Genomic DNA, 12,550 nt, shown 5'->3' with positions numbered 1-12,550 from the left:
TTCCTTGATGGCAGAAACACCACGGCCGGTTCTCGGGGGTCCGCTCGCTTCGCGGTCGAACAATGCGCGAGCCGAGTCGCCACGATTGGTGATCGACGAGGTCGACAGGTTGCTGATTCGCGAGCTCGTCGCGGACGGACGGGCGACTTTGTCGAACCTCGCGGAGAAGGCGAGTCTGTCTGTTTCGGCTGTGCAGTCGCGGGTGCGTCGCCTGGAAGCGCGCGGAGTGATCCGGGGATACACGGCCCATGTCGACCCCGAAGCGCTCGGTCAGATGCTGTCGGCATTTGTCGCGATCACTCCTCTCGATCCGTCGCAGCCCGACGATGCCCCCAATCGCCTCCAGCACATCGCGGCGATCGAGTCCTGCCATTCGGTCGCGGGTGACGACAGCTATGTCCTGATGGTCCGGGTGTCGTCGCCGCGCCATCTCGAGCAGTTGCTGCACGAGATTCGGCAGACGGCCAACGTCAACACCCGAAGCACCATCATCCTGCAAACATTCTACGAGCGTTAGCCGCGTAACGGAATATTTACTGATTTGTCGCTGTCACGCCGACAAGATTGCCCGTACCCTCGGGATATGACCGCAGTACTTCAGCCTGGCATCACTGCCGAACACGTGCGCCGAGTGTTGTCGACGCACATGCTCGTCGATGGGTTCGATCTCATCCTCGACCTCGACAGATCCTGTGGCTCGCACCTCGTCGATCACCGTGACGGCACGACCTACCTGGACATGTTCAGTTTCTTCGCGTCGTCAGCGCTCGGTATGAACCATCCGGCGCTGGCCGACGACGAGGTCTTCATGCGCGAACTTTCGGCCGCCGCGGTGAACAAACCGAGCAACTCGGATATCTACACCGTGCCGATGGCTCGCTTCGTCGATACGTTCGCGCGCGTGCTCGGCGATCCGCGGTTGCCGCACCTGTTCTTCATCGATGGCGGTGGACTTGCCGTCGAGAACGCCCTGAAGGTCGCATTCGACTGGAAGAGCCGCTGGAACGCTGCGCACGGGCTCGATGCCGAACTCGGCACCAAGGTGCTGCACCTGACCGAGGCTTTCCACGGCCGAACCGGATACACGATGTCCCTGACGAACACCGACCCCAACAAGGTTGCGCGGTATCCGAAGTTCGATTGGCCGCGCATCGAAGCGCCGTATCTGCTACCGGGACGCGACGTCGAGGAGGCAGAGGCCCACGCGCTGGCGCAGGCCCGCGCGGCGTTCGCCGCTCATCCGCACGACATCGCATGCTTCATCGCCGAGCCGATTCAGGGTGAGGGCGGCGATCATCACTTCCGGCCCGAGTTCTTCGCTTCGATGCGCGCGTTGTGCGACGAACACGACGCGTTGTTCGTGTTCGACGAGGTGCAGACCGGCGTCGGCCTGACCGGTACCACGTGGGCCTATCAGCAGCTGGGTGTTGTCGTGCCCGACATCGTCGCCTTCGGAAAGAAGACGCAGGTCTGCGGGATCATGGCGGGCCGGCGAGTGGACGAGATCGCAGACAACGTCTTTCACGTCGGTTCGCGACTGAATTCGACGTGGGGCGGCAACCTCACGGACATGGTGCGCTCGCGCCGGATCCTCGAGGTCATCGAACGCGACGGTCTGATCGCGCGGGCCGCAGTTCTCGGCGAGCACCTGCAGAACAGGCTGCGGTGGCTGGAGTCTCGCCATGACGCAGTCTCGGACGCGCGCGGGCGCGGCCTGATGTGTGCCGTATCGTTGTCGTCCACGCAACTGCGTGATCGGATTGTCAATGCACTTCGCACCGACGAGCGGGTTCTGATTCTCGGAACCGGCGATCGGGGCATCCGATTCCGCCCGGCCCTCACCGTCACCGTCGACGAGCTCGACATCGCCGTCGACGCTTTGGACCGCGTGCTCGCGCGGGAACAATAGCTGCATCGCCGGTCGACGTCACCCCCTGTCGGCCTGCCGGAACCCCGCAACGGCTGTAGCGTTTGTTCTCTCACATCGACGGGAAGGGCGACGCGTATGGGCATCAAGGTCGCGCTGGAGCATCGCACCAGCTATGAGTTCGATCAGCTGGTCGAGATCTACCCGCACGTGGTTCGGCTGCGGCCGGCCCCACACTCGCGCACGCCGATCGAGGCGTTCTCGTTGCAGGTGGAACCCGCGGAGCACTTTCTGAACTGGCAGCAGGATGCCTTCGGAAATTTCATGGCGCGGTTGGTGTTTCCGGAACGGACTCGGTCGCTGTCCATAACGGTCGGTTTGATCGCCGACATGGAGTCGATCAATCCGCTGGACTTCTTCGTCGAGGACTATGCCGAATACTTCGGGTTCGCCTATACGCCCGAACTTGCCGCGGACCTCGAGTCCTACCTCCGGCCGGTCGACGAGATGTCCGAAGGCGGCGGTGGACCGGGCCCGGTCGTGCGCGAGTGGGTGAAGAAACGCGACGTTGCCGCCGGTGTGCGGACCATCGACTTCCTTGTCGAACTGAACAATGCCGTCCTCGCTGACGTCGCGTACAACGTCCGCCTCGAAGCCGGAGTGCAGACGCCGGACCACACCTTGACCTCCGGGATCGGTTCCTGCCGGGATTCGGCGTGGCTGCTCGTGTCGATCCTGCGGGAGTACGGTCTCGCGGCGCGCTTCGTGTCGGGCTACCTGGTGCAGTTGACGTCCGATACCCCCGCGCTGGACGGGCCGTCCGGACCCGCGGCGGATTTCACCGATCTGCACGCCTGGACCGAGGTGTACCTTCCCGGCGCAGGCTGGGTCGGCCTCGACCCCACGTCCGGGCTGTTCGCGGGGGAGGGGCACATCCCGCTCGCCGCCACACCGCATCCCGCCTCGGCCGCGCCGATCACTGGCGCGACGGGTAAATGCACAGCGACGCTGGACTTTTCCAACACCGTCCGACGGATCCACGAGGACCCGCGCGTCACCCTGCCGTACACGGAAAAGCAGTGGACGTCCATCACCGCGCTCGGCGCGACGGTCGACAAGCGCCTCGAAGACGGCGATGTGCGATTGACGATGGGTGGCGAACCCACCTTCGTCTCGATCGACGACCAGGAAGCGGCCGAGTGGACGACTGCGGCCGACGGACCGCAGAAGCGCGAGCGCGCGAGCGCACTGGCCGAGCGGCTCAAGCGAATCTATGCACCGCAGGGGTACGTGCAGCGCAGCCAGGGCAAGTGGTATCCGGGTGAACCCCTGCCGCGCTGGCAGATCGGGATCTACTGGCGCACCGACGGCGAGGCCCTCTGGACCGACGAGAAGCTACTCGCCGACCCGTGGGGGCGCCGTCCCCAACCGGCGTCCACACACGACGCCCAGGAGCTCGCCGAATCTGTTGCCGCGCAACTCGGTTTGCCGCTCAGCCAGGTCAGGCCCGCGTACGAGGACGCCGTCGGCAGGTTGCATACCGCGCTGCGAATGCCTGCCGGCGCGCCGATCGAACGTTCGACGACACCCGACCTCGAACCTGAATCGGACACTGTCGCTGCCCGCGAGCGGCTGCTGCAGGCGTACGAGACGCCGGTCGCTGAGCCCATTGCGTTCGTCGTGCCGATTAATCGCAGCGAAGCCGGCGATGCCTGGGAGAGCGCGGATTGGCGATTGCGCCGCGGTCGAATCGTGTTGCTGGACGGCGATTCTCCCGCCGGCTTGCGCTTGCCGCTCGACTCGATCTCGTGGGACCCGCCGGAGCCGGACTTCGAGTCCGATCCGACGATCGACAAAGATCCGCTGCCGCTCGCGGCCAAGGCGGTCCCCGCGCTGTCCACAGCTGCAGTAACCGAACCTGACAACTTCGTTCCGACGACGGCACTCGTCGCGGAAGTGCGCGATGGCATCCTGTACGTCTTCATGCCGCCGTTGCCGGACCTGGAATCGTTCGCCGAACTGCTCGGCCAGATCGAACTCGCGGCGTCCGACGCCGGAACGCCGGTCGTCATCGAGGGCTACGGTCCGCCGAGCGATCCACGGCTACAAAGCCTGAGCGTCACCCCCGATCCCGGCGTGATCGAGGTGAACGTGCAGCCGACGGCCTCGTTCGCGGAGCAGGCAGCTTTGCTCGAGACGCTGTACGAGCAGGCCAGGCTCGTTCGGCTGAGCACCGAGTCCTTCGATCACGACGGCACCCACGGCGGCACGGGCGGCGGCAACCACATCACGTTGGGTGGCGTCACGCCCAAGAATTCGCCTCTTTTGCGGCGGCCCGACCTGCTGGTGTCCCTGCTGACCTACTGGCAGCGCCACCCGTCGTTGTCGTACCTGTTCTCGGGCAGGTTCATCGGTCCGACGTCCCAGGCACCGCGAGTGGACGAAGGCCGGCAGGAATCGCTCTACGAACTCGAGATCGCGTTCGCCGAGATCGACCGGCTGACCGCCGACAGCGACGAAGCGCAGCCGTGGCTGGTCGACCGCGCGTTGCGGCACCTGCTTACCGACCTCACCGGAAACACCCACCGCGCCGAGTTCTGCATAGACAAGCTCTACAGCCCGGATTCTGCGCGTGGCCGGCTGGGTCTCCTCGAACTGCGCGGCTTCGAGATGCCGCCGCACCAGCAGATGGCAATGGTGCAATCGCTGCTCGTGCGCGCACTCGTCGCACGATTCTGGGAGCGGCCGCTGCGCGCACCGCTGATCAGGCACGGCGCGAATCTGCATGGGCGATACCTGTTGCCGCACTACGTGATCGCGGATATTGCCGATGTTGCGGCGGATCTTCGTGATTTCGGCATCGACTTCGACACCAGCTGGCTCGACCCGTTCACCGAGTTCCGCTTCCCGCGCATCGGAACGGTTGTGCGCAACGGCGTCGAGATCGAACTCCGCGGTGCTATCGAACCGTGGAACGTGCTCGGCGAAGAGGCAACCGGGACGGGAACCGCGCGGTACGTCGACTCGTCGGTCGAGCGATTGCAGGTACGCGTCGTCGGTGCGGATCGCGGGCGGTATGCGCTGACCGTCAACGGTATCCCGGTGCCGCTGCAGGAGACGGGCACTGCCGACGTCCAGGTGGCGGGTATCCGGTATCGGGCCTGGCAGCCCCCGAGCGCACTGCACCCGAGCATCGAGGTGCACAGCCCGTTGGTCTTCGATCTCGTGGACCTCGCACGCGGTCAGTCGCGTGGCGGCTGCACTTACCACGTCGTGCATCCGGGCGGACGGTCCTACGAGGGTCCGCCGATCAATGCCGTCGCGGCCGAGTCACGCCGGAGCAGGCGTTTCGACGAAAACGGTTTCTCGACGGGTGCGATCGACACGGATCGGCTGCTGGAAATGCGAGCCCGAATCGCTACGGATATCGGTGCGCCTGGCATCCTTGACCTTCGGCGAGTGAACTCGGTGCTGCGTTGACGCGTGGCGTTCGATAATCATCTCGCAGGTTCTGTTTGTCGCTGACGGGAGGATGACGGCCTTCGGGGTGTCGCATATTTGGTGAGTAGCGTTCTCGAGGATGTCATCAGCGCGTACCGCTCGACGCTGGCTCCTGCCGCGCTGGAGTCCGGCGCGGCGGGCGTACAGGCGCGCTACGACGAACTGCTCGACGCCGACGGTCACGTGCGCGAGCAATGGCGTGAGCTCGCCGAGTCGACGGGTCCCATTGCTCTGTCTCCGTTGCGGGCTCGCGTCCACCAGCTGGTGGAGAACGACGGGATTACGTACAACGAGGTCAGCGAGGCCGACGACGGCACGCCGGTCACAGCGCCGAGTCAGTGGCTGCTCGACTCGCTACCTCTTGTGCTGTCTGCCACGGATTGGGCACCACTCGAGGCCGGCCTTGTGCAGCGGTCGCGGTTGCTCGACGCGCTGCTTGCCGACATCTACGGACCGCTGCACACGATTCGGCGCGGACTCGTACCGCCCGAACTGATCTATGCCGACCCAGGTTATGTCCGTGCGGCACACGGTATCTCGGTTCCTGCCCGGCATCAGCTGTTCCTGCACGGTGCCGATGTGGCACGTGGCGCCGACGGCTCGTTCCGGGTCGTCGCCGACCGGACGCAGGCACCGTCGGGCGTCGGATACGCGCTCGCCGATCGCCGCGTCATCTCGCGTGCGTTGCCCACAGTGTTTGCCGACGTTCGGCCACTGCCGCTGTCCGGTTTTGCGCAGGCCATGCGCCTCGCGCTCATCGACGCGGCACCCGAAGCCGTCGAGGACCCCGTCGTCGTCGTCCTCAGTCCGGGCGCACACTCCGAAACGGCTTTCGACCAGGCGCATCTGGCGACAGTGCTCGGATTCCCGCTGGTCGAAAGCGCGGACCTCGTCGTGCGCGAGGGGCGGTTGTGGATGCGGTCGCTCGGCACGCTGGCACGCGTCGACGTCGTCCTTCGCCGTGTCGACGCGGTCTTCTCCGACCCACTGGATCTGCGGCCCGATTCCAGGTTGGGCGTGGTCGGTCTTGTGGAAGTCATGCGGCGCGGCGCGGTGACCGTCGTCAACACACTTGGCAGCGGTGTCCTCGAAAACCCAGGACTGCCACGCCTTTTGCCCCGGCTCTGTCGCGAATTGCTCGACGAGGACCTGGCGCTGCCGTCCGTGCCGCGCTACTGGGCAGGCGATCCGAGCGAGCTGTCGCATGTCCTGTCGCGGCTCGACTCGCTGGTGCTCGAGCGGGTGACCGGTGGTCCAGGCATTCTCGGTGCGGCGCTCACGACGCAGCAGCGCGACGACCTCGGCGCGCGCATCGCTGCCGCGCCGCACCTCTGGGTCGGGGTAGAACTACCCGAGCACTCGTCGGCTCCGATCGAAGCCGGGTCCGCAATCAGCTCGGCACCAGTGCAGTTCCGCATGTTCTCCGTGGCGCAACGCGGTGGCTACGCCGCGCTCAACGGCGGTCTCGGCGCCGTTATTTCGCACCGTGGCCGCGACGGTGCGATCGTCTCGACCTCCGCGAAGGACGTGTGGGTACGCCCGGCAGAACGTGTGACCCCTGCCGAAGCGGGTTCGCCGAGTGCGCTGACGCTGCCCGAGGCGTTCCCCGATCTCGGTCCGACCGCTGAACCGGTCACGTCGCCTCGTGTCCTCGACGACCTGTACTGGATCGGCCGCTACGGCGAGCGCGCCGAACACACCGCGCGCCTCCTCAACGCGGTCAGGGACAAGGTCGCCGACTACCGCTACCGTCCGGGTCGTGGTGGAAGCGATTGCCTACCTGTGCTTTTCGGCGCCATCGCCGCGTCGGCTGCCTCCGGACCCGTGACGTTCGGCGTCGAGGAATTCGACAACCAGCAGCGGGTGCTGACCATCGACCTCAGGCGGGCCGGCTCGCTCGCACAATCGGTGGATCGATTGCAGCAAGCCTCGCGAGCGGTCCGGGATCAGTTGTCGAACGACACGTGGTCGGTGTTCAGCGGCCTCGACCGCGCGCTCGCAGAAGCCGCCAGAAGCGAAGACCCGCTCGTCCTTGCAGACGCGCAGCGGACGATTCTCGGTGGGATGCTCGCCCTCTCCGGTCTCTCGGCAGAATCGATGGTCCACGACGCCGGTTGGTACCTGACCGACATCGGTAAGCGAATCGAACGCGGCCTGCAGCTGACCAAGCTGCTCTCGTCGACGTTGGCCACCGTCCAACCGCCGAGCGCCGAGCGCGCCATCATCGAATCGGTGCTTTCGGCGACCGAGTCGTCGGTGACCTATCGCAGGCGCAACCGTGGCAAGGTCCGGGTCGGCGCAGTGGCACAGCTGTTGCTGTTCGACGGCGGCAACCCGCGCTCCCTCGTCTACCAGCTCGACAAGCTCCGGGCCAACCTGCGTGCGCTACCCGACGCGTCAGGGTCCAGCAAAGCGGAACGGCTGGTCGAGGAGGTCGGCGCACGACTGCGGCGCGCAGATCCGAGCGATCTCGAGGAAGCCGATTCGACTGGTCGGCGGACCGAGTTGCAGGAGTTGCTCGACGGCGTACACGCGTCGCTGCGGGAACTGTCCGACATCCTCACCGAAAAGATGGCGGTGCCGACCGGTATGCAGCCGCTGTGGGGCGCAACCATCGTCAGGCGTATGCCATGAGGCGCTACCGCGTCACCCATCGAACGACCTACGGCTACTCGGACTCAGTGTCGTCGTCCTACGGTCGCGGCTTCCTGACGCCTCGAGATTTGCCGACCCAGCGGGTCCTCGACCACGCAGTCACGGTCGTACCAACTCCGTCCGACCAGTCGTCGGGCCACGACGTCTACGGCAATTCCGACGTCTTCTTCCACGTGGTGACAGCGCACCAAAAGCTTGTGGTGACAGGCGAATCCACCGTCGAGGTCGAGCGCCCGAGCGACGGCGCCGGCGCACAGGCACGGCCGTGGGAATCGGCCCGGCCGCGAGTGAATCCATTACTCGGTGCGACAGCCGTCGAGTTCGTTCTCGATCTGCTGCCGCCCGAGATCACCGACGCGGTCCATGAATATGCAGCTCCAACTTTCACGCCGGGCCGGCCGATCGGCGAGGTCGTCGCAGAACTCACCCACCGGATCTACACCGACTTCACCTACGAATCCGGTTCGACGACGGTATCGACGCAGGTGGACGAGGTGCTTCGGGAGCGGTCAGGGGTCTGCCAGGACTTCGCGCGAGTGGCCATCGCCTGCCTGCGCAGCCAGGGTCTCGCGGCACGGTACGTTTCCGGCTATCTCGCGACCGATCCGCCGCCGGGCCGGGAACGCATGGTCGGCGCCGATGCGACTCACGCCTGGGCGGCGGTGTGGCTGCCCGGTTCGGAAACTGCCGACTGGCTCGCATTCGACCCGACGAACGACCAATTTGCGGACGAGCGCTACATCACGGTTGCCTGGGGACGCGATTACGCCGACGTCCCGCCACTGCGAGGTGTGATCTACACGGACGCGAAAAAGAGCACGATCGCGGTGTCGGTCGACGTCGCGCCATTACCGGAGGTTTGATGCGAGATTTCGGCTGCCCACACTGCGGACAGCAGCTCACGTTCGAGAACTCCCTGTGCCTGAGTTGCAGAAGCCGACTCGGCTTTTCGCTCGCACAGCGCACGTTGGTGGTGATCGGACGCGATCCGGAGGGGGATGTCGAGACATCGGGCGTCGTCGATTCGTCGCAATACCGGCTGTGCAAGAACCTGCATCTGGCGCGGTGCAACTGGGTGGTCGAGACATCGGACGAGGTGGGGTTGTGCGAGTCGTGCACGTTGACTCGGACCAGACCGTCCGACACGGACAAGGCCGCACTCGACGCATTCGCGGACGCCGAAGGCGCCAAGCGCCGACTGATCTTCGAACTGGTCGAGCTGGGTCTGCCGATCATCGGGCGCGAACAGGACACGGTAACGGGCCTGGCGTTCGACCTGCTGTCGAGTCGGCGCGAGAAAGTGATGACGGGCCATTTCAACGGCGTCATCACGCTCGACCTCGCCGAAAGCGACGACGTGCATCGCGAGCAGCTCCGCGTCGAGATGGCAGAGCCGTATCGCACCGTGCTCGGGCATTTCCGCCACGAGATCGGGCACTACTATTTCGGCATCCTTGTCGGGAACGCCGACACTCGTGCCGAGTTCGAGTCGTTGTTCGGTGACCCGGATTCGTCGTATCAGGATGCGCTCGACAGGCACTACCGCGAGGGCGCACCCGCAGGTTGGGAACGAACGTTTGTCTCGTCGTACGCGACGATGCATCCGTCGGAGGACTGGGCCGAAACCTTTGCGCACTACCTGCACATCCGCGACACGGTCGATACCGCCGCGGCGTTCGGCTTCGCGCGGTCGGGCGTCGCGCTGGATCATCAGCTCCTCGGCGCTTCCGGCTTCGACCGGATCATCGAGGAATGGCTGCCGCTGTCATGGGCGCTGAACCAGCTCAACCGATCGATGGGCCGTCCCGACCTGTATCCGTTCGTTCTCCCCGCGGCTGTGCTGGAGAAGATGCGTTTCGTCTACCGTCTGGTCACAAGCGCGACCTGAGGGTCGCTATTTTGCGACGACCTTGAATCCCAGCGCGCCCTCGGCGAACCGTCGGACAGCTTCGGAACCGGTCGTGAGCGCGTCCTCGTGGCCGGCGCGCGCCCACCCGACGAGGTCGGCGACGTTGTCGGCGTGGGGGATGAGACCTACCTCGGCGAGGAGTTCCCCGGTGTTGGGCTGGCACACCGCCCAGGAATAGCGGGTGTCGTCGGCCCATTGCCGCGCGCGGGTGGCGACGTAGTCGGGATCGTCGATATTGCCGTCGGCCAATGCCGGCCGATCGTCGACTCGCTCGTCGCTGCGCAGCGCGCGCAAATACCAGCCGCCGGCGTTGATCTCGACTGCGTCCATCAGCTCTTGATTGCCCTTCGGCCACCTTCGAGGACGGCAGGCACCACTGGAATCAGCAGAAACCAGAGCCAACTGCCGAGCACGAAGAACAGAACGACCGCGATGATCGGCGTTGCCGCGATCACCGCGCCGAACCAGTCCCACTTGGGTTGCTTCTTCTCCGGCGTCTCTGAGTCCGGTATGGCGTCCGGCAGATCGGTGAAGACCGCGTCGATCTGACGTCGCGTAGTCGCGGCTGCGATCTGCCCACTGCGCTCGTCGAACTCGGCGACGCTCAACCGGCCTGCGCTGAAGTGCTCGCTGAGCCGGGTGAGCGCCTGTTCGCGTTCTTCGGTTCCGACTCGAATATCGGGTACGTCAGCCATGAACCAAGCCTAGCGAGCCGTGCGCGGTTAGGTAGTCCATAGACTCCCTTACCGCGCGCAGGGTCACTTCAGTTCTGCGAGAACAGTTCCCTGCGTGATCGCAGCACCGGGCTCGACCGTGAGGCCGGTGACGACACCCGCCTTGTGCGCGTTGACCGGATTCTCCATCTTCATTGCCTCGAGAACCACGATCAGATCGCCTGCGGCGACTTCCTGGCCCTCGGACACGGCAACCTTGACGACTGTGCCCTGCATCGGGGCGGTCACAGCATCACCGGACGCAGCGCCACCTGCGGCGCCACCACGTTTGCGCGGCTTCGGCTTCTTGCGGACCACGCCGTTGGCCGAACTGCCGCCACCGCCGCTGAGCGAGAATTGGCCCGGCAGCGAAACCTCGACGCGGCGGCCACCGACCTCGACGACGACCTGCTGGCGCGGCAGAGCCTCTTCGCCGTCCTCGTCGACCGGAGTGGCCGTGTAGGGCTCGATCGTGTTCTCCCAGTCGTTCTCGATCCACTTCGTGTAGATGTCGAACGACTCGCCGTCACCGATGAACGCGGGGTTCGACACGATGTGGCGGTGGAAGGGGATGACTGTCGCAAGGCCCTCGACCGTGAACTCGTCGAGTGCGCGACGCGCGCGCTGCAGAGCCTCGTCGCGGGTTGCGCCGGTGATGATCAATTTCGCGAGCATCGAGTCGAACTGACCGCCGATGACGCTGCCCGACTCGACACCCGAGTCGACGCGGACGCCGGGACCCGACGGCGCAATGAACTTGACGACCGGTCCGGGCGCCGGGAGGAAGCCACGACCGGCGTCCTCGCCGTTGATCCGGAACTCGAACGAGTGCCCGCGCGGTGTCGGGTCTTCCTTGATCGTGAGTTCTTCGCCGTTGGCGATCAGGAACTGCTGGCGTACGAGGTCGATGCCCGCTGTTTCTTCGGTGACCGGATGCTCGACCTGAAGGCGGGTGTTGACCTCGAGGAAGGACACTGTGTCGCCCTGGACGAGGTACTCGACCGTGCCGGCGCCGTAGTAATTAGCTTCCCGGCAGATCGCTTTGGCCGATGCGTGGATGGCGGCGCGCTGCTTGTCCGTCAGGAACGGGGCGGGTGCTTCTTCGACCAGCTTCTGGAACCGGCGCTGCAGTGAACAATCGCGCGTACCGGCGACGACGACGTTGCCGTGCTGGTCGGCGATCACCTGGGCCTCGACGTGGCGAGCCTTGTCGAGGTACTGCTCGACGAAGCACTCACCACGACCGAAAGCGGCGACGGCCTCACGGGTGGCCGAATCGAACAGCTCGGGAATCTCCTCGATCGTGTGGGCGACCTTCATGCCGCGGCCACCACCACCGAAGGCTGCCTTGATGGCAACGGGAACGCCGTATTCCTTCGCGAACGCGACGACCTCGTCGGCGTTCTTCACCGGGTCCTTGGTGCCGGCCGCCATCGGCGCCTTCGCACGCTCGGCAATGTGGCGGGCGGTGACCTTGTCACCCAGATCGCGAATCGACTGCGGCGACGGTCCGATCCAAATCAGACCCGCGTCGATGACCGCTTGCGCGAAGTCCGCGTTCTCCGAGAGGAAGCCATAGCCCGGGTGGATCGCGTCGGCACCCGACTTCTTCGCGGCATCGAGGATCTTGTCGAACACCAGGTAGGACTCGGCCGAGGTCTGTCCACCCAGCGCAAATGCCTCGTCGGCCAAGCGCACGAACGGTGCATCGGCGTCCGGTTCGGCGTACACCGCAACGCTGGTCAGGCCGGCATCTTTCGCTGCCCTGATGACGCGGACGGCAATCTCGCCACGGTTCGCTACAAGCACCTTCGTAATGTGCGCGCTGGCATGACTGGGCACTGAGCCTCCTGTTGTCGCGGTCTACTTGCGCGGCAAACTGCCCGCGCACCCAACGGAGTGTAT

General features: G+C 65.5%; 9 protein-coding genes. 6 read left to right on the top strand and 3 right to left on the bottom strand.

Annotation, left to right across the window (positions count from 1 at the left end):
• The first annotated feature begins 7 nt into the window (after positions 1-7).
• The 6 genes from JGU72_RS21980 (at position 8) to JGU72_RS21955 (ending at position 9,911) form a co-directional block, all read left to right on the top strand.
• Positions 8-517, top strand: coding sequence for an Lrp/AsnC family transcriptional regulator (locus tag JGU72_RS21980; RefSeq protein WP_199686225.1), 510 nt, complete (start codon positions 8-10; stop codon positions 515-517).
• A 66-nt stretch (positions 518-583) separates the two neighbouring features.
• Positions 584-1,909 (top strand): L-lysine 6-transaminase, encoded by a 1,326-nt coding sequence (lat, locus tag JGU72_RS21975; RefSeq protein ID WP_199686224.1) that lies wholly within the window; start codon positions 584-586, stop codon positions 1,907-1,909.
• Positions 1,910-2,005: 96 nt separating this feature from the next.
• Complete coding sequence (locus tag JGU72_RS21970; protein WP_199686223.1) at positions 2,006-5,347, top strand: transglutaminase family protein; 3,342 nt, start codon at positions 2,006-2,008, stop codon at positions 5,345-5,347.
• Between the two features lie 81 nt (positions 5,348-5,428).
• The gene (locus JGU72_RS21965; protein WP_307828553.1) at positions 5,429-8,002 is read left to right on the top strand and encodes a circularly permuted type 2 ATP-grasp protein; all 2,574 of its coding nucleotides are present in this window, start codon (positions 5,429-5,431) and stop codon (positions 8,000-8,002) included.
• Positions 7,999-8,886 (top strand): transglutaminase family protein, encoded by an 888-nt coding sequence (locus JGU72_RS21960; protein ID WP_199686221.1) that lies wholly within the window; start codon positions 7,999-8,001, stop codon positions 8,884-8,886. Before JGU72_RS21965 ends, JGU72_RS21960 begins: the two co-directional genes overlap by 4 nt.
• Positions 8,886-9,911 (top strand): zinc-binding metallopeptidase family protein, encoded by a 1,026-nt coding sequence (locus JGU72_RS21955; protein ID WP_199686220.1) that lies wholly within the window; start codon positions 8,886-8,888, stop codon positions 9,909-9,911. The genes JGU72_RS21960 and JGU72_RS21955 overlap by 1 nt, the downstream gene beginning before the upstream one ends.
• Before the next feature lie 6 nt (positions 9,912-9,917).
• Here the strand turns inward: JGU72_RS21955 and JGU72_RS21950 are convergent, their stop codons facing one another.
• The 3 genes from JGU72_RS21950 to JGU72_RS21940 form a co-directional block, all read right to left on the bottom strand.
• Positions 9,918-10,262, bottom strand: a complete 345-nt coding sequence (locus tag JGU72_RS21950) for a hypothetical protein (RefSeq protein ID WP_199686219.1) — start codon at positions 10,260-10,262, stop codon at positions 9,918-9,920.
• Complete coding sequence (locus tag JGU72_RS21945; RefSeq protein ID WP_199686218.1) at positions 10,262-10,627, bottom strand: DUF1707 SHOCT-like domain-containing protein; 366 nt, start codon at positions 10,625-10,627, stop codon at positions 10,262-10,264. The genes JGU72_RS21950 and JGU72_RS21945 overlap by 1 nt, the downstream gene beginning before the upstream one ends.
• Before the next feature lie 63 nt (positions 10,628-10,690).
• Positions 10,691-12,487: an acetyl/propionyl/methylcrotonyl-CoA carboxylase subunit alpha gene (locus JGU72_RS21940; RefSeq protein ID WP_199686217.1), complete on the bottom strand. Its 1,797-nt coding sequence runs from the start codon at positions 12,485-12,487 to the stop codon at positions 10,691-10,693.
• Positions 12,488-12,550 lie beyond the last annotated feature (63 nt).

The organism is Antrihabitans auranticaus (assembly GCF_016481275.1).
GTDB lineage: Bacteria > Actinomycetota > Actinomycetes > Mycobacteriales > Mycobacteriaceae > Antrihabitans.
Note: the sequence above shows the minus strand (reverse complement) of the source record. Positions and strands in the feature narration are given on the sequence as shown.